Source organism: Gymnodinialimonas phycosphaerae, assembly GCF_019195455.1.
Lineage (GTDB): Bacteria > Pseudomonadota > Alphaproteobacteria > Rhodobacterales > Rhodobacteraceae > Gymnodinialimonas > Gymnodinialimonas phycosphaerae.
This window is the reverse complement of the sequence record NZ_JAIMBW010000001.1, coordinates 132,023-152,996: the sequence shown is the minus strand read 5'-3', so window position 1 is coordinate 152,996 and position 20,974 is coordinate 132,023. Positions and strand designations below refer to the sequence as shown.

At 61.7% G+C, this 20,974-nt stretch carries 20 protein-coding genes; 8 read left to right on the top strand and 12 right to left on the bottom strand.

The annotated features are described in order from the left end of the window. Positions 1 to 92: 92 nt before the first annotated feature. Positions 93 to 1,040 (bottom strand): sugar ABC transporter substrate-binding protein, encoded by a 948-nt coding sequence (locus tag KUL25_RS00785; RefSeq protein ID WP_257891176.1) that lies wholly within the window; start codon positions 1,038 to 1,040, stop codon positions 93 to 95. 192 nt (positions 1,041 to 1,232) lie between these two features. Between KUL25_RS00785 and KUL25_RS00780 the strand changes: the two genes are divergently transcribed. Continuing rightward, a complete protein-coding gene (locus tag KUL25_RS00780) occupies positions 1,233 to 2,231 on the top strand; it encodes a LacI family DNA-binding transcriptional regulator (RefSeq protein WP_257891175.1) in 999 nt (332 codons plus the stop codon). 114 nt (positions 2,232 to 2,345) lie between these two features. Here the strand turns inward: KUL25_RS00780 and KUL25_RS00775 are convergent, their stop codons facing one another. Genes KUL25_RS00775 through KUL25_RS00765 form a run of 3 tightly spaced genes read right to left on the bottom strand, consistent with a single transcriptional unit; the run spans position 2,346 to position 5,500 of the window. After that, the gene (locus KUL25_RS00775) at positions 2,346 to 3,479 is read right to left on the bottom strand and encodes a Gfo/Idh/MocA family protein (protein WP_257891174.1); all 1,134 of its coding nucleotides are present in this window, start codon (positions 3,477 to 3,479) and stop codon (positions 2,346 to 2,348) included. A 12-nt stretch (positions 3,480 to 3,491) separates the two neighbouring features. Beyond that, complete coding sequence (locus KUL25_RS00770; RefSeq protein ID WP_257891173.1) at positions 3,492 to 4,385, bottom strand: sugar phosphate isomerase/epimerase; 894 nt, start codon at positions 4,383 to 4,385, stop codon at positions 3,492 to 3,494. Further along, positions 4,382 to 5,500 (bottom strand): Gfo/Idh/MocA family protein, encoded by a 1,119-nt coding sequence (locus KUL25_RS00765; RefSeq protein ID WP_257891172.1) that lies wholly within the window; start codon positions 5,498 to 5,500, stop codon positions 4,382 to 4,384. Before KUL25_RS00765 ends, KUL25_RS00770 begins: the two co-directional genes overlap by 4 nt. 120 nt (positions 5,501 to 5,620) lie before the next feature. Between KUL25_RS00765 and iolD the strand changes: the two genes are divergently transcribed. From iolD to iolG, 5 genes are read left to right on the top strand one after another with little or no spacing between them, the layout of a single operon-like run. Then, on the top strand, positions 5,621 to 7,492 hold the full coding sequence (gene iolD / locus KUL25_RS00760; RefSeq protein ID WP_257891171.1) for a 3D-(3,5/4)-trihydroxycyclohexane-1,2-dione acylhydrolase (decyclizing): 1,872 nt from the start codon (positions 5,621 to 5,623) through the stop codon (positions 7,490 to 7,492). Further along, on the top strand, positions 7,492 to 8,472 hold the full coding sequence (gene iolC, locus KUL25_RS00755) for a 5-dehydro-2-deoxygluconokinase (RefSeq protein ID WP_257891170.1): 981 nt from the start codon (positions 7,492 to 7,494) through the stop codon (positions 8,470 to 8,472). Before iolD ends, iolC begins: the two co-directional genes overlap by 1 nt. Before the next feature lie 12 nt (positions 8,473 to 8,484). Next, complete coding sequence (locus tag KUL25_RS00750; protein ID WP_257891169.1) at positions 8,485 to 9,324, top strand: 5-deoxy-glucuronate isomerase; 840 nt, start codon at positions 8,485 to 8,487, stop codon at positions 9,322 to 9,324. Beyond that, positions 9,321 to 10,172 carry a class II fructose-bisphosphate aldolase gene (locus KUL25_RS00745; protein ID WP_257891168.1) on the top strand — a complete coding sequence of 284 codons (852 nt, stop codon included), beginning with the start codon at positions 9,321 to 9,323 and terminating at the stop codon, positions 10,170 to 10,172. Before KUL25_RS00750 ends, KUL25_RS00745 begins: the two co-directional genes overlap by 4 nt. Then, entirely contained in the window at positions 10,165 to 11,151 is a 987-nt protein-coding gene (iolG, locus tag KUL25_RS00740; RefSeq protein WP_257891167.1) for an inositol 2-dehydrogenase, read from the top strand. The genes KUL25_RS00745 and iolG overlap by 8 nt, the downstream gene beginning before the upstream one ends. Here iolG and KUL25_RS00735 read toward each other — a convergent pair. From KUL25_RS00735 to KUL25_RS00710, 6 genes are all read right to left on the bottom strand, one after another. Beyond that, complete coding sequence (locus KUL25_RS00735; protein ID WP_257891166.1) at positions 11,148 to 11,336, bottom strand: hypothetical protein; 189 nt, start codon at positions 11,334 to 11,336, stop codon at positions 11,148 to 11,150. The two genes, iolG and KUL25_RS00735, sit on opposite strands and share 4 nt — an antisense overlap. 13 nt (positions 11,337 to 11,349) lie before the next feature. Then, positions 11,350 to 12,276, bottom strand: a complete 927-nt coding sequence (locus KUL25_RS00730; protein ID WP_257891165.1) for a hypothetical protein — start codon at positions 12,274 to 12,276, stop codon at positions 11,350 to 11,352. After that, the gene (locus tag KUL25_RS00725) at positions 12,273 to 13,586 is read right to left on the bottom strand and encodes a TRAP transporter large permease (RefSeq protein WP_068356585.1); all 1,314 of its coding nucleotides are present in this window, start codon (positions 13,584 to 13,586) and stop codon (positions 12,273 to 12,275) included. Before KUL25_RS00725 ends, KUL25_RS00730 begins: the two co-directional genes overlap by 4 nt. A gap of 4 nt (positions 13,587 to 13,590) precedes the next feature. After that, positions 13,591 to 14,127: a TRAP transporter small permease gene (locus tag KUL25_RS00720; protein ID WP_257891164.1), complete on the bottom strand. Its 537-nt coding sequence runs from the start codon at positions 14,125 to 14,127 to the stop codon at positions 13,591 to 13,593. A 71-nt stretch (positions 14,128 to 14,198) separates the two neighbouring features. Further along, complete coding sequence (locus tag KUL25_RS00715; protein ID WP_257891163.1) at positions 14,199 to 15,185, bottom strand: TRAP transporter substrate-binding protein; 987 nt, start codon at positions 15,183 to 15,185, stop codon at positions 14,199 to 14,201. A 49-nt stretch (positions 15,186 to 15,234) separates the two neighbouring features. Further along, positions 15,235 to 16,482 (bottom strand): NAD(P)/FAD-dependent oxidoreductase, encoded by a 1,248-nt coding sequence (locus tag KUL25_RS00710; RefSeq protein WP_257891162.1) that lies wholly within the window; start codon positions 16,480 to 16,482, stop codon positions 15,235 to 15,237. 131 nt (positions 16,483 to 16,613) lie between these two features. Here KUL25_RS00710 and KUL25_RS00705 point away from each other — a divergent pair, with 131 nt between their 5' ends. Further along, entirely contained in the window at positions 16,614 to 17,129 is a 516-nt protein-coding gene (locus tag KUL25_RS00705) for a winged helix DNA-binding protein (protein WP_257891161.1), read from the top strand. Between the two features lie 5 nt (positions 17,130 to 17,134). Here KUL25_RS00705 and KUL25_RS00700 read toward each other — a convergent pair whose 3' ends face one another. Then, positions 17,135 to 18,250: an enolase C-terminal domain-like protein gene (locus tag KUL25_RS00700; RefSeq protein WP_257891160.1), complete on the bottom strand. Its 1,116-nt coding sequence runs from the start codon at positions 18,248 to 18,250 to the stop codon at positions 17,135 to 17,137. Between the two features lie 99 nt (positions 18,251 to 18,349). Here KUL25_RS00700 and KUL25_RS00695 point away from each other — a divergent pair, with 99 nt between their 5' ends. Further along, entirely contained in the window at positions 18,350 to 19,288 is a 939-nt protein-coding gene (locus tag KUL25_RS00695) for a LysR family transcriptional regulator (protein WP_257891159.1), read from the top strand. Here the strand turns inward: KUL25_RS00695 and KUL25_RS00690 are convergent. Then, on the bottom strand, positions 19,233 to 20,924 hold the full coding sequence (locus KUL25_RS00690; RefSeq protein ID WP_257891158.1) for a thiamine pyrophosphate-binding protein: 1,692 nt from the start codon (positions 20,922 to 20,924) through the stop codon (positions 19,233 to 19,235). The two genes, KUL25_RS00695 and KUL25_RS00690, sit on opposite strands and share 56 nt — an antisense overlap. Positions 20,925 to 20,974 lie beyond the last annotated feature (50 nt).

The window sequence follows — 20,974 nt, the reverse complement described above, 5'->3', positions numbered from 1 at the left end:
TCTCCCCGGTCATACATGCGTGGTGCTGGATGGAAAAAGGGCAGGCAGCGTCTCCGCCGCCTGCCCTGAAAGATCAATTATGGATCAATCGGTTAGCGGTACTCGCCCGCCAGCGCTTCCACCATCTCCAAGCCGTCTGCGGTGATGAAACCGGGGCCCGAGTTGATGTTGTTGCCGGGCAGAACGCCGTAGCGGTGATAGTTGGTCAGGACGACGACCGGCAGGTAGGCCTGCAGGAAGGGCTGCTGGTCGATTCCCCACTCGATCACGCCGTCGCGAATGCCCTGGACGATGTTTTCACCCAAATCGAAGGTGCCGAAGTAGATGTCGCCCGCAAGGCCCATCTCTTCCAGCGCCAGGATCGTCGGGTCCGCGCTGGTCGGCCCAAGCGTCAGGATGCCGTCCGTCTCAGGGTTGGCCGTCAGGTAGGCGATGACCCGGTTCTGGATCTCGGCCGGGTCCTGGCCCGCATCGATCATGCTGTCGCCCAGATCCACACCCAGACCGTCCGCGAAGCCGTTGCAGCGCTCGGCCACGACGGGGTTGGAGATCACGTGGTTCACGCAGAGGAAGCTAGTGACGCCGTCACCGGCCGCGCGCTGACCGGCGGCAAAGCCCGCGTCATACTCGGGCTGACCCACGTACATCAGGGCGCCCACTTCGCGCGCCTGCTCCGGCGTGCCGGAGTTCATGATGATCACGTCGATGCCCGCATCAACCGCCGCCTGAATGCTGTCGGACAGAACGGTCGGATCGGCCAGCGTGGTGATGATGCCGTCGGGGCCAGAGGCCGCCGCCTGCTCGATCAGACGCGCCATGTCTGCGATGTCGCCAGTGGGCGGGTTGCGGTATTCCACTTCCACGTTCATCTGCTCGCCGGCCAGAGCCAGAGCGTTGCGGATCGTGTTCCACCAGCTGTCGCTGTCGGGCGCATGGCTGACCAGCACGTAGCGTTCGCCTTCCGCATGTACGGCCGTGGCGCCCATCAGGGCCACGGCGGAAACGGCGGTCACAGCCATGGTTTTGATTAATGCGTTCATAGTTTCCTCCCAAAAGGTCTTGCCCTTAACAGGCCGGGGGCGGGTCGAAAGACGCATGTCATGCCCGCCTTGCGAAAACCGTAGCCGCGATTCGACATTTTTGCAACCGGTTGCAAAATTTATCAGAGCACATCAGGATGGCCCTTGTTTCGCAGGCGATGTACGACAGCGCAGCAAGGAGAAACGGATCAAATGGCGGTGACCCTGAAGGATGTAGCGACGCGGGCCGGTGTCTCGACCTCTGCGGTATCGCGCGCCTTCACAGAAGGGGCCTCGGTCTCGCCCAAGACCCGCGCCAAGGTCGAACGGGCCGCCAACGAGTTGGGGTATTCGCCCAATGCGCTGGCCTCGTCGCTGACAACGGGGCGCACGAAACTGATCGGCCTTGTCTCCAACAACTTCCATAACCCGCTGTTTCTAGAGGTTTTTGATCGCTTCACGCGGGGCCTGCAAGACCGCGGCCTGCGCCCGCTTCTGGTCAACCTCTCAGATGAAACAGACCCCCTCAACTCCGTCAGCATGATGCGCCAATACTCCGTGGACGGCGCCATCATCGCCTCTTCCACCTTGCCACCCAGCTTCGCCGAGGCCTACCGCGCGGCGGGCATTCCCGTCGTCCATTCTTTCGGCCGTTACACCACCGCGCCGCAGGTTCACGTCGTCGGCATCGACAACGTCGCCTGTGGCCGAATGGCCGGAGAGGCCTTGATATCAAGAGGTTACAAACGCGTCGCCTTCCTTGGCGGGCCGGAGAACGCCACCTCAACCCAGGATCGTGCGCTGGGATTTCTGGGGGTGCTGCACGAACACCCTGAGATCGCGGTCTCCGTCAGCTACGCCAGCGCTTATTCTTTCGATGCAGGCCGGGTCGAGATGATCAAACGCCTGATGGAAGACCCCGCCGAAGCCTACTTCTGCGGCGATGACGTCCTGTCCGTCGGCGCCCTGTCGGCAGTGCAAGAGGCGGGTCTGTCGGTGCCTGGGGACATCGGGATCATCGGGCTTAACGATATGGAGATGGCCGCCTGGCAGAACATCGATCTAACGACGATCCGCCAACCGATTGCCGAGATCATCGGCGCCTCCATCGACCTTGTCGTCGCGACGGTCGAAGACCCCGCTCGCCACCCCGAGACGCGGCTCTTCCCTTGCCGGGTTGTGGAACGCGGCACGTTGCGTCCCATACAGTAGGTCGGATTTGCCTCTCTGCGGACACGCACCGAGCCGACACCGCCGTGCAGGATTTGTGCGCAAGTCGTGTACTTTTGACATGACTACGGGTTCACTAAAGGCGCATTACAGCGCCTACCGGAACATCGGTGGACGGGCGTCGACCCATTTTCCACGCTCTTTAGCCGAGGCCACGGCAGCATAAACCGCCGCCATAGACCGAACTCCATCCACAGCGTTCGGCAAATTGCCCGACGATCCGCCCCGGATCGCCGCCGCCAGATCGACATAGATATTCGCGACCGCCAGCGGGAATCCTTCTGGATGCGCAATCGCCACGCGGCTCAGGCGTGTGGCCTCATCGGAAAGGCCGTTTTCGCCCTTCTCCATGATCTGCGTGCGACCGCCCACGGGGGTGTAGTAGACTTGGTTCGGCTGCTCGCTTGCCCAGCGGAATCCTCCAGTCTCTCCAAACACTTGGATGTCGAACCCGTGTTGGCGACCAATGGCAACGGACGAGGTCCAAAGCCGCCCCACCGTGCCGCCTTCCATCCGGAAATTAACCATGGCGTCGTCTTCCAGAACGCGGCTGTCGATGGCGCTGGCGAAGTCGGCCGACAGCTCCCGCACCTCGTCTCCGGCAATGAAACTCGCCATATGAAGCGCATGGATGCCACAATCGGCGAATTGCCCGGAAACCCCTGCCATTTCAGGGTCATAGCGCCAGCGGACCCGCGGATTGTCGGCGTCCGTGGCATCCCCGTGGTGCCCGTGGCTGAAGTTCGTGACTACCAGACGCACTTTGCCGATCTCGCCCTGAGCCACCATGTGGCGCATCTCGCGCACCATCGGATAGGCCGAGTAGCAATAGTTAACGGCGCAGATTTTTCCGGCCTCTTCCGCGACTTGGACGATCTCCTCGCCTTGCTCGACGGTCATCGTCATGGGCTTTTCGCACAGCACATGAAAGCCCGCATCAAGGAAGGCCTTGGTGATCTCGAAATGAGTCGCGTTCGGTGTTGCCACCGTGACCAAGTCTACTCGGTCCTCTCGTGCGCTCTCAGCGGCTAACATGTCGCGCCAGTTCCCATAGGCGCGATCTGGCGATATCCCCAGTGATTCCGCGTATTTACGCCCCTTCTCTGCATCGTGATCCAACGCCCCGGCGACCAGTTCAAAGTTCCCGTCCGCCTGCGCCCCAAGGCGGTGCGCCGGCCCAATCTGAGAGCCTTCTCCGCCCCCAATCATGCCCCATTTCAGCTTCATCATCGCATCTCGCCTTCAATTAAAGCCAATAGATTCAAGATATTCACGGTTCGCCCGTGCATCATCCAGGGGGCGCACATCCAGCAGCGGATCGCAATCCTGCTCCACCGTGCACCAACCCTCAAACCCCGCATCCAACAGAATCTGCCGTACGCTGGGGAAATCCACATCACCCTGGCCCAGGTTGCAGAAAATACCCTGCCCGCAGGCATCATAGAACCCGGTGCCCTCGGCGATGACATCCGCTTTGACGGTCGGGTCGATATCCTTGAAATGCATATAGGAAATGCGGTTGATGTAGCGCTTCATGAAGGCCACCGGATCGAAACCCGCGTAGGAGTGATGGCCGGTGTCGAAGCAGATCTTGAGGATATCTTCAGACACCTCGTCTAGCAGTCGTTCCAGCTCGGGTTCAAAGTCCATGAACCCTGCCGCATGGGCGTGAATACCCACGCGCAGCCCGTATTCGTCCGTGCCCATCCTGGCGATGGTTGCGATCCTGTCACGATAAGCAGCCCATTCCGCCGTGTCCATCTGCTCGGCCGCATCGGCGCGGCCCGCCGTCGGCGCCCGACGCGAAGATATTGAGTCAATCAAAACAAGATGTTGCGCGCCATGGGCGGTCAATGCCTTGCATGTTCGCACAGCCCCATCCATCACGTCATCCCAGGCATCGGGGTCATGGAACGCACGAAAGACGACGCCCCCGATCAGCTCCAGTTCATGCTCTGCCAAAGCATCGCCCAGGACCGCTGGATCCTCTGGCATGAAGCCTACAGGCCCCAGTTCGATTCCTTTGTAACCCGCCGCCGCGCAGTCGGCCAAAACCGATTGCCACGTCGGATTTCGCGGATCGTCTGCGAATTCCACCCCCCAGGAACAAGGCGCGTTGCCGATACGAATAGTCATGATTTTCCCTTTCCAACCAGAGGGATAGAAGTCCAACCGCCACATTCGGCGGCCATGAAGGCGGTGTCGATAACGCGGCTGACGGCCAGCCCATCGCGGAAGGTCGGCCAGACAGGTTGCCCGATTTCAATGGCCCGCAGGAAGTCGCGCGCCTCTATGATGATCTGGTCCTGGTATCCCGTGCCGTGCCCCGGGCCCTGACAGAACGGCAAGTAATCAGGATGCTCGGGCCCAATCAGGATTTTCACGAAACCCCGCGTGGCCTCCGGCCCCTCGGCACGGTACAGGTGAACGGCATTTTGATCCTCTTGATCAAACCGGATTGCCCCTTTTGTACCATGTATTTCATAGGCATAACCCATTTTTCGCCCTGTCGCCGTGCGGCTGAAATAAAGGTGCCCCATGGCGCCATTGGCAAAACGAACCATCATTTGAGCATGGTCATCGTTGTCCACGGCCACGCCGCCCCGGCTTTTGTGAACCGTCTCGATCGCGGCTGATACTTCGGCCATAGGCCCCATCAGCGCCAGGGCACAGTTGATCATATGCGGCGCGAGGTCGCCCATGCAGCCGTTCGCGCGCCCCGTCGTCCGCCAATTGGCGGGCTCATCGGGATCAGCCAGGAAGTCTTCGGTATGTTCACCGCAAAACCATGTCACGTCGCCGATCGCACCCTCGGCCAACAGCTGCCGAACGAACTGGGTCGCCGGTGTCCGGACGTAGTTGAACCCGATCATATTGGGCAAACCAGCGGCCTCAGCCGCGGCGACCATCGCCTGCGCGTCTTCAAGCGAGGCCCCCAGAGGTTTCTCGCAGAATACTGGTTTTCCAAGAGAAAAAGCGGCCTCTGCGATGGCGCGGTGCGTGGTTTGGGGGGAGGCAATGACCACGGCCTCAACCCTCGGGTCCGCGACCAAAGAGTGCCAATCCCCCGTTGCCCTCGCGAATCCATACGCAGCGCGGTAGCGTTCCGCCGAGGCATCGCTGGACGCGGCAATCATCTCCAAGCGCGGGCGCAGAGTGGTGTCGAACACCGCGCCAACGGAAGCCATGGCCACCGCATGGGCCTTGCCCATATAGCCGCCGCCGACCAGACCAATGCCGATCTCTGTCATGGCGCACCCTCCCTCGCTCAATCGTGTTGCAACCGGTTGCAAAACACGTATCCTGAGGATCACAGCTTCGCAATATCCAATCTGAGCGACGCCACTAGCGCGTCGTACCGGAGAATGACCATGACCGAACCGAACGCCACCCTGCGGCTGACCGTGGCCCAAGCCATCGTACGCTATCTGATGAACCAGTTCATCGAGATCGACGGCGTCGAGACACGCATTTGCGGCGGTGGCTTCGGGATCTTCGGGCATGGCAATGTGCCGTGCCTTGGCGAAGCGCTCTACCCCGTGAAGGACGACCTGCCGCTTTATCGCGGACAAAATGAGCAAAGCATGGGCTTTGCCGCTGCGGCCTATGCCAAGTACCACCTGCGGCGTCGCTTCATGTTCTGCACCGCCTCCGCCGGGCCCGGCACGGCGAATCTGCTGACGGCCTCTGCCCTCGCCCACGCCAACCGCTTGCCGATGCTGATGCTGTGCGGGGACACCTTCCTGACCCGTCTGCCTGATCCCGTCCTGCAACAGCTGGAGCATTTCGGAAACCCGACGCTTGGTGTGAACGACGCCTTCAAACCGGTCACGCGCTTTTGGGACCGGATCACGCATCCCGCTCAAATCATTCAATCTTTGCCCGCCGCCTTGGCGACCATGCTTGACCCCGCCGACTGCGGACCGGCGTTCCTTGGGTTGCCGCAGGATGTGCAAGGATGGGCCTATGATTACCCCGAAGTCTTCTTCGCCCGTCGCGTGCATCGCATCCGACGCCAGGCGCCGGACGCTGCAGAAATCGCCGATGCGGCCGCAATGCTGGCAACCGCCAAGCGCCCGATGATCATCGCGGGCGGCGGCGTTCAATACGCGGGTGCCGTGGCCGAGCTGACCCATTTCGCGGAAGCTCACAACATCCCGGTCGTCGAAACCATCGCCGGACGTGCAAACTTGCTGGCGGAAGATGCGCTGAACATCGGGCCCCTGGGCGTCACCGGGTCAAACTCGGCCAATGCAATTGCGGAACAGGCCGACGTGATCCTTGCGGTCGGCACCCGGTTGCAGGACTTTACCACCGGCTCCTGGACCGCCTTCGCCAAGGACGCAAAGATCATTGGGATGAACGTGGGCCGCCACGATGCGGCCAAACACCTGTCCATGCCCGTTGTGGGCTGCGCGAAGCTGAGCCTTCCTGCATTGGCCAGTGCGGTGGAGGGCTATGCGGCCCCCGCCGAATGGACGACAGAAGCGCAGGCCGAACGTGCCAAGTGGGACGGCTATGTCGCCGACAACGTGGCGGCTGGAAACCGGCCGAACTCCTACGCGCAGGCTATCGGTGTTGTGAACGCGCTTTGCGACAAACGCGACCGCGTGGTGACCGCTGCCGGCGGATTGCCCGCCGAGGTCACGGCCAACTGGCGCACCCTGGACGTAGGCACCGTGGATGTGGAGTTCGGCTTCTCTTGCATGGGCTATGAGATCGCTGGTGGATGGGGCGCGCGGATTGCACAATCCGAGCATGAGCCCACAGCAGATACCGTTGTTTTTGTAGGTGATGGTAGCTATCTCTTGATGAATTCCGATATTTACTCAAGTGTGTTGACGCAGAAGAAACTGATCGTTCTTGTGCTTGATAACGGCGGTTTCGCGGTCATCAACAAGCTGCAAAACAACACCGGAAATGAGAGTTTCAATAACCTCATCGCCGATTGCCCGACAGTGCCCGAGCCCTTTACCGTGGACTTCGAAGGCCACGCCCGCGCCATGGGGGCGGCGACGGAAACCGCCTCCAACCCTGCGGAATTGGCCGAGGCGTTCAAGCGCGCGAAAGCGGGTGACAAGACCTCCGTCATCGTGATGAAGGTTGACCCCTACGAAGGCTGGACGACCGAGGGCCACACCTGGTGGGAGGTCGGGACGGCAGAGGTATCGGACAACGCAAATGTCCGCGAAAAGCACGCGGAACAAGAGGCCGACCGAGTCAAGCAAAGGCAGGGCGTGTGATGCGGCTGAGGGGTAAGAACTTCCTGATCATCGGGCGCGCGGGCATGGATTTGTACCCCGATCCGCCCGGCACCCGGACCGAGGACGCGACGCAGTTTTTCACCTGCCTCGGCGGGTCATCGGCGAATATCGGCGTTGCGATCACGAAGCTCGGTGGGCGGGCCTCACTTGTGACACGCGTGGCCGATGATGCGATTGGGCGGTTTTGCTGCAATCAACTGGACCATTACGGCATCGATCGGACCCACGTGCATGCCCAGGGCGGCGAAGCGCGAAATTCGCTTGCGGTGGTCGAGACCCGGATCGAGGACCATCAATCGGTCATCTACCGCAATGGCGCCGCTGACTTCGAAATGACGATAGCCGACGTTGAGGCCGTGGATTATGCGGCTTTCGACGCGCTGATCACTACCGGCACCGTCTTCGCGGCGGAACCCTCGCGCAGCGCGGCGTTCCGGGCGTTTGAACTGGCCAAAGCGGCAGGCTTACCGCTGATCTTCGACGTTGATTACCGCCCCTATTCCTGGCCCTCGGCCGAGGTGGCGGCAGGTGTGTACTCCCGCGCAGGCGCGATGTGCGACGTCATCGTCGGCAACGACGTGGAGTTCGGCTTCATGGCCGGTGACTACGACCAAGGCCTTGAAAAGGCGCGTGATCTGGTCGCCAACGGCGGCACGATAGCAGTCTACAAGATGGGCGAAGAAGGCGCCGTCACCATTATCCGCGACGCAGAGGTACGCACCGGCATCTATCGCACGGAAGCTTTGAAACCCACCGGCGCGGGCGACAGCTTCATGGGTGGGTTTGTCTCGGGCCTCGCCGATGGCTTGTCTGTGACGGACGCCGTTTTGCAAGGCTCTGCCGCGGCCGCCATGGTCGTCGCGCGCGTCGGTTGCGCCCCCGCCATGCCCTCACGCGCCGAGCTTGATGCGTTCATGAAGAAGCACCCCGCGCCGACCTCTCCCGGTGATCTGGCCTGAAAGGACGAAACGATGCATATCCCCCCCTTCGACAACCAGAACAAGCCCATCGTGGATGAGGGAGATGCCCATGTGCCCCTTACCTACTTCAATATCGTGAAATTGAAAGCGGGCGAGGCATTCGAATACCGCTTGAAAGGCTATGAAAGCTGCATTGTTCCAGCCACCGGGACCGTCACCATAGAGGTCGGAGGCGAGACCTTCGCCGATATTGGCAACCGGGGCGCGGATGTCTGGGACGGCGACCCAGAGGGGGTCTATGTGCCCACCGATACAGGGGCGCGGATCACCGCGCGCACCGATACGGAGGTCTTCGTGGCCGGGGCCCAATTCGCGGAGACTTTGACGCCGTTCGCCGTACGCTCCGCCGATCTTGACCTTGTACAATACGGATCAGACGACACAAAAACGCACCGCAAAATCAAGCACATCCTCGGTGCCGCGCATCATGACCGTGTCGGGCGCTTGTTGGTGAGTGAGCTGTTCACCGTGGGTACCGGGGGATGGTCTGGCTTCCCATCGCATAAGCATGACACCGACCGCCTGCCCGACGAAACGCGCCATGATGAGTGTTACAACTTCCGCTTTAAGCCGGACTACGGCTCGGGCCTGCAAATGCTGCAACGGATCGATAATGAACCGGGCGACGCGTACCACATCATGAACGGCTCTACCGTTTTGATCGACAAGGGCTATCATCCCTGCTGTGTTCTGCCGGGGTATGAAATGTACTATTTCACCATCCTCGGCGGCCTGTCCCAGCGCAGCTTGAAACAATACTTCCAGCCGACCCATGCCGAGCAGCTTCACACGATCCCCGGCATCATGGATATGGTGGCGAAGTTCAAATGACCCTCGCCACGCTTGCTGATGTTGTACGCCCTGCGATGACGGGCGGCTATGCGGTTCCAGGCCTCGTGTGTCTTGGGTGGGAGGACATGCGCGCCTTTGCCATGGCCGCCGAAGCCGAAGGCGCGCCTGTCATTCTGCAGGCCGGACCGTCGTGCCGCGAGCACACGCCGCTTCCGATTTTGGGGAAGATGTTCCGACATTTGGCCGACAGCGTCTCGGTCCCCGTGGTTGCGCATCTGGATCACGGCTACACGATGGACGACTGCAAGGCGGCGTTGGATGCGGGCTTCACGTCGCTGATGTTCGACGGCTCCAGATTGCCTCTGGCCGAGAACATCGCTCAGACTCGGGCGGTGGTGGAATTGGCCCACGACGCGAGCGTCTCGGCGGAAGGTGAAATCGGGTTCGTCGGCTATTCCGGCGGCGAAAACAGCGCCGGTACGGACCCCGATGATGCGGCCCGTTTCGCCCAAGAGACCGGCATCGATGCGATGGCGATCAGCGTCGGCAACGTTCATTTACAACAGGACCGCGAGGGCGGTCTCGACGAGGCCCGTATTCGCGCGATCGAGGCCGTAACCGACGTGCCCCTGGTGATCCACGGCGGCTCTGGCGTGCCCATTGCGCAGCGCAGGGCATTGGCGACCGGGTCCAAAATCGGTAAATTCAACATCGGCACCGAGCTGCGTATGACCTTTGGCGCCGCGCTTCGCGACGCGGTCAATCGTGACCCGGAACGGTTCGACCGCGTGCAGATCTTGCGCGACACCCATGAGCCCGTATTCAACGCCGCCCGTGCCGTGTTTCGCGGGATGAATGCCTCTGGAAAGGGAATGAGCGATGCTTAAGATTGGACTTCTGGGATGCGGACGCATCGGGCAGGTTCACGCACGGACGATCAAGGGGCTGGAGCACGCGAAAATCGTGGCGGTCGCCGATGCCGTGCCCGCAGCGGCGGAGTCCTTGGCAACCGCTCTAGCTGCAGAAGTTCGTGAACCGGACGCTGTACTGTCTGCCACGGATATCGACGCCGTCATCATTGGTACGCCAACCTCGACCCATTTCGAGCAAATCCAAGCAGCGGCAGAGAGTTCCAAGGCGATCTTCTGTGAAAAACCTGTGGATATGTCTGTGGACAATATTCGCATTCTGATGGATGTGACGGCCAAGGCCAACGTCCCCTTCTTCACCGCCTTCAACCGCCGTTTCGACCCCAATTTTGCCGCGCTCCAGGCCCGTCTTCGGGCTGGCGAAATCGGCGCGGTAGAGCTGATCCAGATCACCTCTCGCGATCCGTCGCCGCCCCCGATCGGTTACATCAAGACCTCGGGCGGGTTGTTCAGGGACATGATGATCCATGACTTCGACATGGCGCGGTTTCTGATGGGCGAGGAGTTCACAATGCTTAGCGCCGTCGGCTCTTGCCTTGTGGACCCGGAAATCGGCGAAGCGGGCGATGTGGACACCGCCGCCGTCATCCTGACGACCGCGTCGGGCCGCATTTGCCAGATCTCCAACTCCCGCCGGGCCAGCTACGGCTACGACCAGCGGATCGAGGTACACGGAGCACTGGGGATGCTGCGGGCCGAGAATATCCTGGAGACCTCAGTCGAGGTGGCGACCGCCGAGGGCTTTCGTCGCGCGCCCACGCTGAACTTTTTTCTGGAACGCTACGAGGCCGCTTATGCCGCTGAAATGAAGGCGTTTATCGACTTCGTCAGCAGTGGCACCAAGCCGGAACCATCGATCGAGGATGGGCTACAGGCGCAAATCCTTGCGGACGCGGCAACGCAGTCCCAACAGACAGGCCAGCCGGTCGCCCTTTAGTCCTTGTTGGGCCATTTCAGGATCAGATTCCACGCCAGGAACCCGCCAATTCCCGCCGAGAAGTAGGCCCAGATGTCATTGCCGTAGGACATCTCCACAAAGGCCCAGACAAAGGGGATGGCGACCAACAGCAACCGCCGCCAGAGCGGTTGGAAGAATGGGTGGTCCGGGTCAAGTAAGTGCATGGCCTCTACTGCCTCAGCCCGCGTGCGGTCGCAAGCGGTAGAGGCGCGCCATGACAAGGGGCGTCAGGTACATCGGCAGTTGGTAGCAGCCGATGAAGGGCAGCAGACGGTCGGTAAGCTCTGGCGGCAACGCCAGCAAAAAGAGGGCGACATTGCGGTTGCCCGCGATCAAGCTGAAGGGCACAGCGCGCGGGCCGCTTGGAACAAGGGTGAAGGTCAGGATTTGAAGGCCGAAATTCGCCGCGAAAACCAAGGCGATCCAGCCTGCCAAGGCAAACGGCGATTGGGCGAACACTGGGCCGATACCCGCCATCAGGCCGATCACGATGACCACCAGGGCGACGACCCCTGCCCCATCAAGGCTCTGGATTTGCGCCGGCGTGGCCTTGGGCAAGAGTAGGGCACGGGCGGCGAATCCAAGGCCGGTGGCGGCGAAGATGACGATGATCAGGCGCAGGCTTGTGGCCAGGACGCCACTAGCGTCTCCGAGCTCCGGGCCAAGCAGGAACAGGACGGGCAAGATCGTCAGCGGAAACAACGCCATGCCCATGACCATGATCTGCATCGCTGGCGCCGGGTCATGGCCGACAAGCACCGCGAAGTTGGGCGAGCCACTGATTGAGGGCGCCGAGAGCATCAGCACAATCGCCAGCGCGGCCGTGGTGGCGGAGAGGCCGAAGGCAAAGACCACAGCGAGGCCCAGAAGTGGTAGGAGCAGTTGCAGCACCAACACCTCGGCCAGGACCCGCGGGGCGGCACGCAATTGACCGACCGATCCGCGATAGCCGACGCGGAAAGCGGTAATGAGCAGGAGCCCGGCCACCATATGCGGCAGCCATGGCCGCATCGCTTGAGCGAGGCCCGGCAAGGCCAGCCCCGCAACGAGGCCGACCACCAACCCCCAGCGCCCATGGCGGGCGCAGAAGGCAAGCACGCTCATCCGCCGGGCGTGGAGCGCATGGTTTCAGGCAACCACATGGCGAGGTCCGGGAACCAGATCAGCACGAAGCACATCAGCACCATGATCATGAACATCGGCAAGGCCGCCTTGGCGATGTAGCCCATCTCGTGTCCCGTCATGCCTTGCAGCACGAAGAGGTTGAAGCCAATGGGCGGCGTGATCTGCGCCATCTCGACGACGACGATCACGAAGATGCCGAACCAGATCAGGTCGATACCGGCCTCGACCACCATTGGCTCGACCACCGCCATGGTCAGCACCACCGAGGAAATCCCATCAAGGAACATGCCAAGCACGATGTAAAACACCAACAGCATCATCAGCAGCTGGAACCGCGTGAGGTCCAGCGCGCCGATGCCGTCGGCAAGCGCTCGCGGCAGGCCGGTGAAGCCCATCGACAGCTTCAGAAAAGCCGCGCCTGCGAGGATCAGCATGATCATGGCGCTGGTGCGCGTGGCCCCCATCAGGCTTTCGCGGAAGCTGCCCCAGTTGAGCGAGCCCTGAGAGGCCGCCAGCAGCAGCGAGCCGATGACTCCGATCGCCGCCGCCTCCGTTGCCGTAGCGGTCCCGGTGTACATGGACCCGATGACAACCATGATGAGCAGGATCACCGGGATCAGAAAGCGCGAGTTCTTCAGCTTTTCGCCAAAGCTCATCGCCGTCTCCAGCGTCGGTTGCCAGCCCTTGGACAGAACGGAATAGGCCGCGACGTAGCCCATGAACATGAGCGCCAGAACGAGGCCCGGGAAGACGCCAGCAAAGAACAGCTCGGTGATGGATTGGTTCACCGCGACGCCGTAGACGATCAGCGCCAGCGAGGGTGGGATCATAAGGCCAAGGGTCGCGGCTCCGGCGAGGGTGCCGATGACGATGTGTTCAGGATACTTGCGCGCGCGCAACTCGGGGATCGACATCTTGCCAACGGTCGTCAGCGTGGCCGCGCTTGAACCAGAGACGGCCGCGAAAACCGTGCAGCCTACGATGTTGGTGTGCACGAGGCCCCCGGGCAGGCGCGCCAGCCAGGGGGACAAGCCGCGGAACATATCCTCGGACAGGCGGGTGCGATAGAGGATCTCTCCCATCCAGATGAACAGCGGCAGCGCGGTGAGGGTCCAGGACGACGAGGTGGCCCAGATCGTCGTGACCATGACGTCGCCCACGGGCCGTGTCGTGAACAACTCCATCCCCACCCACGCGACGCCCATAAGCGCCACACCGACCCAGACACCGGTGCCCAAAAGCATGAAAAGGACGAACAAAAACAGGATGATTGCATAGACTTCGGTCATCAGATCATTCCCCGAAGCTTTGGTCGACGGTGTTATCGCCGATGCGGTGATTGCCCTTGAAGAGCACGGAAATCAGGTTGTCGAGGAAGGCGATCAGAAGAATGCCGCCACCCACGACCATGACAGATTGCGGGATCCAAAGCGGCGTGGCGTCCTGTGCCTGGCTTACTTCGTTGAAGCGCCACGACCAGTAGACGAACCAATAGGCATAGTAGACAAAGTAGGCGATCGTGGCGGTCGCGATGCCGAAGCACCAGACCTCTAGCGCCCATTTGATTTTCTCTGGCACAGCATTCAGCAGGATCGACACGCGAATGTGCGCCCCCCCGTTCAGGGCCGCAGCGAAGGCAAGAAAACTGGCGGCGGCCATCATGTAGCCCGCGTAATTGGGCGCACCCGGAAAGATCTCTCCGGTCCAGCGGGCGACCATTTGGGCCACGATCAGCAAAAGGATCGCGATCAGGCACAGGGCGGCGGCAACGCCCGATGCGAAATAGAGCCCATCGAGGGCACGGCGCAGGAACCCGGGTTTGTCGGACATGAAAGATCGCCTTCTTGTCAAAGGACGTGGCAAGGGAAAGGGACGCCCCCGGAAGGGGCGCCCCGATGGTGCTATTCGGCCGTTGCTGCGGCTGCTTCGCGGTAGGCGTCGATGATGGCTTGGCCTTCTTCGCCCGCGGCCTCCAACCATTCGGCTGTCATCGTCTCACCAATGGCGCGCAGTTCTTCCATCAACTGTTCCCCTGCGGGCTCAACGGTCATGCCGCCTGCTGCAAGACCCGCCAGCGTGAAGCCGGTGTATTCCCGTGCGCGCCATGTGCCCGCGTATTCGGCCAGTTCGGCACAGCCGTTGATGACGTTCTGGTTGGCCTCAGACGTGCCTTCCCAGACCTCCGCGTTCACCATGATGTAGTTGCGCGGCAACCAGGCGTCGACCTCATAGAAGTGGCTCAGGCTTTCCCACACGCGGCGATCATAGCCCGTGGCACCGGACGAAACCATCGACGACGCGACACCCGTCGCGAAGGCCTGGCTGATTTCAGCGGCCTCGATCGTCACCGGCAACATGCCCGTCAGTTCCGCCAAACGGTTGGTCGCATTGTTGTAGGAGCGGAAGCGAATGCCCTCCATATCTGCGACCGAGTTCACTTCCTGGTTGAAGTAGAGGCCCTGGGGCGGCCACGGTACGGAATAGAGCAGGTGCAGGTTCTGGCTTTCCAGAAGCTCGCGGATCGGGCCTTCCGCTGCCTGCCACAGCATGTCGTGCTCGTCAAAAGAGCCGACGAGGAAGGGGATGGAATCAAACCCGAACAGCGCGTCTTCGTTTTGGTGACCCGACAGCAGACGTTCGCCGATCTGGACCTGACCGGTCTGGATCGCGCGCTTGATGTCCGCGCCCGCAAACAGCGAACCGCCGGGGTGGGTGACGATCTCGATATCGCCGCCGGTGCCGGTGGTCACGCATTGGGCAAACTCGGCCCCCGTGACGGAATGGAAGTTGGAACCGGAGTACGCCATCGGCATATCCCAGGTCTCGGCGGCAGCCGGGAAGGCAACTGTGGCGGCTGCCATGCAGACCGCGATGTGGGTGATTTTCATGGGTAGTTCTCCTTGTTGAATGGGTCAGTTTCTTGGTCTTGTTATCTGTTCACCGAGCGAAGCGTGCCGGATCATACGGGGTCATGTCCATGTTTGGACGCTGCCCCGTCATCAGTTGTGCGATCAGACGGCCCGTTTTGGGGCCACCCGTCAGCCCGATATGGTGGTGCCCGAAACCGACATAGACGCCAGTGTTGCGTACCTGCCCAATCAGCGGCAGGCTGTCCGAGGGCGCGGGACGGTGACCTTGCCATTCGACTTCTTCGGTCGCTTGTAGCGTCGGAAACGCCTGTTTCACTTGTTTGCGGAGAAGCGCAAACGGAGCCTTTGACGGCCCCGCCTCCAACCCGCCGAATTCCACTACACCCGCGCAGCGCAGGCCCTCGGCCATGGGCGTGGCAACGAACTTTCCGGACGCCACCATGATCGGCACCTTTGGCGCGTTCCGGGCATTCTTGTAGACGATGTGGTAGCCGCGTTCCGTCTCGAGCGGGATGGTCAAGCCAAGGCGCTTCATCAGCGGCTTTGACCAAACGCCCGTCGCCAGCACGACCTCGGAACACGGGATCGGGCCGGTAGAGGTCTCGATCGCCGTGACCTTGTCGCCGGTATAGGCAAAATCATGGACATTGGATTGCCGCCACTGGCCACCAAGGGCCTGAAATTCTTCGGCCAAAGCAGCGACATAGCCGCCGGGGTCGCGGATGAAGCCGTGATCTTTCATCACCGCGAGACACCCGATATCAGGCCCGAGGTTGGGCTCATATTCCGCGACGGCCGGCCCCTCGATCAGCTCTGGCACGAAGCCCGCATCGCGGCGCAACTCCCAGACATAAGCATCGGCTTCGAAGGCCGCGCGGTCGGTGTAAGCGAAGGTGTAATCGCTATGTGCCATCCAATCGGCCGCCCGCGTGCCGCCGGACAAAGCGCCGTGTTGCTCCACCCCATCGCCCACGATATCCGTGAGGCCGCGCGCGATGCGCCTTGTGTCTGCATCGTTGGCATTGCCCAGGTATTTCACCAGCCACGGCAGCAATTTGGGCATGTAGGACCACCGCAAGAAAAGCGGGAAGTTCGGGTCCAAGGCCAGTTTCGGCCCCTTGCGGATCAAACCCGGCGTCGTCACAGGCACGACCGAGCAATTAGCAATCACGCCCGCGTTGCCATAAGACGTGCCCTGCCCCGGCGCACTGCGGTCGACCAGCGTGACCTCGCGTCCCGCGCGCTTCAGCCAGATCGCGGTCGACACACCGACGATCCCGGCGCCAATCACGACGATCGGATGCTCTGCGCTCATGTCGCGCCCTCCGGTGATCTAATCCCTGAAATCATCGCATCCGCCCTCATGTCAGGACCTACCCTTGTTCGCGATTCGCATTTCGTCAACAATTTGTTGACATTTTGTCGATGAGCGTGCGGACTGGGAATATGAACGAAACTGATCTCAGCCACGTCGTCTCGTCCGCGCATCTTGCCGACAGCGGCTTCCCGGAACTCTCGGAATTCGAGTTCGGCCTGACCCTGTCCAACCATGCGTTTCACCGCTGGATGATGCGCGCCATGGCGCTGGCCGGACACCCGGACATGTCGGCGCTGGACATCTTGGTCCTGCATTCGACGCACCACCGCGGGCGTCCGAAAACGCTGGCCGATATCTGTCTTGTGCTGAATATCGAGGACACGCACACGGTGAACTACGCGGTCAAGAAGCTGCGCAAGGCGGGGTTGGTGGCCGAGGGGCGGTTGGGCAAAGAGAAGACCGTAACCACGACGGAAACGGGCGCGGAGGTCTGCGCACGCTACCGCGATATCCGCAATGCGCTTTTGCTGGAGGCGCTGGACGAGTTGGGGATCGAGCGCGACCAAGTCAGCCGTCTCAGCCGCCTGTTGCGGCTGATGGCCGGGCAATACGATCAGGCGGCCCGAGCGGCAGCGACGTATTGATCGGGTCATTGCGCCACCTCGAATCGTGCCAACGCGTCTTCATTGACACTCACGCCAAGGCCTGGCGTATCGGGCAAATGGACATGGCCGTCCACTACCGGAAACGGCGCGGCCAATATGTCTTCGCGCAGGAAGTATGTCGCTTGGTAGAACTCGCACCCCAGCGTTATTTCCGGGGTCGCCGCGATCATATGTGCGCCCGCGAGATGCGCCAGACCGGACTCGAACATGTCGCCGCCATAGGCTGACATCCCTTGCGCCGCCGCCATCCGCGCCACGGTTTGGGCGCGCAACAGCCCGCCCGACTTCATGATCTTGATCGACACGCCATCCGCGATTCCGGGATGCCCGGCCATATCCTCCGGGCCAAAAATGCTCTCATCCGCCAGCAGAGGCACGTCCACGGCGTCCCGGATCCGCGCCATCAGCGCGCGCAGATGGGCTTTAACGGGTTGTTCGATGAACGTGGGCTTGAACGTGGCTACGTCGCTGACGCACGCCAAGGCCGTATCGTGGTGCAAGCCTTGGTTGTAATCGACGCGAATGTCGAATTCGGGGAAATCGGCGCGCAACCGCTCTAGCCGCATCATGTCGAACGCGTGATCCTTGAATCCCGTCTTGAGCTTTATCATCCTCACGCCGTCGGCGCGCAGACGGGCCATCAATACCAGATCCTTGTCGAAATCCGGGTCGGCGATGGAGCAGCTGAGCGGGATCGCATCCCGGCATTTGCCCCCCAGAAGCGCCCAGACCGGCACGCCCGCAATCTTTGCGCGCAAATCGAATAGTGCACTGTCCAAGGCCGCTTTCGCCTCGGTGCAATGGGCCACGGCGGCCCGGGCCTCTTCCATGATCAACGCGTGATCGCCCACGCGCCGCCCGACGACCAAGGGGCGCAGATATCGGTCCAATGCGGCATATGTCGCCTCTGCTGACCCGGTGAACACGACCCAGGGCGAGGCCTCGCCATACCCCGCCGTACCACCCTCGGCCTCCAGCCTCAGCACCACGATTTCCACCGCGCCTGCGACCGAGCCGATGCCATGGTCCCGCCGCGCGTTCACCGGCAACGAAAGGTGCCAAAGCTTGAAGCCTGTGATGGTCTGGTTCTGGTCTGACATAACGCTCCCCCAAAGCCCGCACAGCGTGACCGGGAAATAACATCATTTCAAATATGCAATTCTTCCCAAGACATCACGAAAAGTGATATTCCTTCCTTCATGTCGATCCGCTTTCGCCAATTGCAAGCCTTCCACGCCACCTATGAAACCGGCACCGTCACCGGGGCGGCGGCGCTTTTGGGCATCTCGCAGCCCGGCATTTCAAACCTTTTGGCCCAGCTGGAAAGAGAGACCCGGTTCAAGCTTTTCGAGCGTGTCAAAGGCCGCCTGATCCCCACGCCCGAGGCGGGCGTTCTGTTTCAAGAGGTCGATACCGTCGTGCGCGGCCTCGATCATGTGGGCCAGGCCGTCACCGATTTGCAGAACAAACAGGGCGGACAGCTACAGGTCGCCTCGCAACATGCGATGTCGTTCGGGTTCATGCCGAAACTCATCGCGCAATTCGCGCGGGCCCGGCCCGATATGTCGATCTCGTTCCAGTCGCAGTATTCGTCGAAGGTGCAGGAATGGGTGATGTCGGGGCTGTTCGAGATCGGCGTTTGCGAGACGCCGCAGCTTTACGACGCCCTCGATACCTACCCCTTCCGGGTCGAGATGGAACTGACCCTACATCCGGACAATCCCTTGACACGCTATGACATTCTGACCCCGGCGCTCTGCGGGTCAGAGCCGTTCATCGTCATGGGGCCCGACCACATGACGCACCGCCGCACGCGAGAGGCTTTCGAAAGTGCAGGCGTGCCGTGGAACACCCGCGTCCATACGCACTTGTTCAAGAATATGCTCAGTTTCGTGCAAGAGGGGATGGGTGTCGCGATCCTTGACCCCTTCATGTTGGCGCATGACGAGAGTGGCAGCTTCGTCACCCGCCCCTTCGCGCCCGCAATTCACATGGACATGATGGTCATCACCTCGGCAACGCGCCCGCTGTCGGCGTTAGCACGCGATTTCCTCGCACTGCTGTTGGACGAGATCGGCCGGGTCATCCCATCCAGCGACGCACCGGGGCGGCTGCTTCCTCCAGCGGCTGCGCGATGATGTCCACCAGGGTCGGGCCGTCATGGGCGATGGCCTCTTTCAACGTGGTCTCCAGGTCTGTCGGGTCCTCCACCCGCCATGCCTTTACGCCGTAAGCGGTGGCCACGGCAGCGTGGTCGACGCGGTTGAAATCCACGTTGTAATAGCGACTGCCCTTGTCGGCCATCTGGCTTGCCTTGATCCAACCGAAAGTGGCGTTTGAGAAAACGATGAAGGTGATGTTGGCGCGCGACCGTGTGACGGTCTCCAACTCCCCACATGTAAAGCCGAAGGACCCGTCCCCCATCAGCGCCACGGTCTTGGAAGTTGGCCGCCCGTACCAAGCGCCAAGGGAGGCCGACAGAGAATACCCAAGTGCGCCGTGGGCGCGGTTGGTAATGAAGAAGCGGCCCGCCTTCGCCTGCTGGTAATAGGCCGAGAAATACGGGCAAGAAGTGCCGGGGTCGGATACGATGGTGGCATCCTCCGGCAGGATGCGATTGAGCGTCGCCACGACACGCTCGGGCCTGATCGGGGTCTCGTCGCTTGTTGCGAGCGCGTTGAAGCGTGCAAATTTGCGCGCCTTGATGTCGGCCACGGCCTTGGCCCCGCCGAAGGTCGCCGCGCCCTGCCCGCGCGCATCGAGCACCGCGTTGACCGCCGCAAGGGACAACTTCAGGTCGCCGACAACGCCCACTTCAGTCGGATAATTCGCGCCAATCACCATCGGGTCACTGTCGAAATGCACGATGCGGGCGCCGGGCTTGGGGGCCTCCCACCGGGCGGTGGTGGTGGAGCCAGCGCGTGCACCCATGAAAATCACTAGATCGGCGGCCTCCATCGCTTCCCACGTCTCGTCAGTGCCACCATTGGACCCGACGACGCCAAGCGACATCGGGTCCGTGTCCGCAAGGCTGCCCTGCCCGCTGATCGAGGTCGCAACCGGAATGTCGAGGCGGTTAGCCAGCCGCGCCAACTCTGCCATCGCGCCCGCAATCACCACGCCGCCGCCGCAGACGATCAAAGGTTGCTTGGCGGATAGGATGGCCTCTACCGCCGCCTCGGCCGCACCGGGTTCGGGCGCTTGGGGATAGGCCGGATAGCTGGTGTGCTTGGGGTCGGCCCAGATATCGCCGGGCTCGACAGGGTCATATTGGATATCGTAGGGAAGGCCCAGATGCGCGGCCCCGGCGCGGCCCGTGGTCATGGCCCGAAACGCCTTGCGCACCATGCGCGGAATGTGGGCGGCCTGCACGATGACGCTGTTCCACTTGGTCACCGGCGCCATCAGGGCGTTTTGATCCACCTCTGTCAGGGGATATTTTCCGTAGGTCCCGACGCTGATGTCCGTGGTGATGCCGAGGACAGCGTAAGAGGACTCCGACGCTTCAATCAGACCCGGCAAGATGTATGTCGCGCCCCCGCCCGACGGTCCCTCGGCCACGCCAGGACGGCCCGTCACGCGGGAATAGCCGTCGGCCATGTAGGTGGCAGAGCGTTCGTCCCGGGTCAGGACATGGGTAATGTCACCGCCGTGGGACCGCATGGAATCATAGAACGGCAAGCTGGTATCGCCGCAAAGCCCGAAGATGTGCCGCACGCCGTGGGCTTTGAGCATGGCGACAAGCGCGTCGGCCCCGTTCATCTGATTATCCATCTTGCGACTCCCCTGCATTAACAACTGTATACAGACCAATATATCTTGCA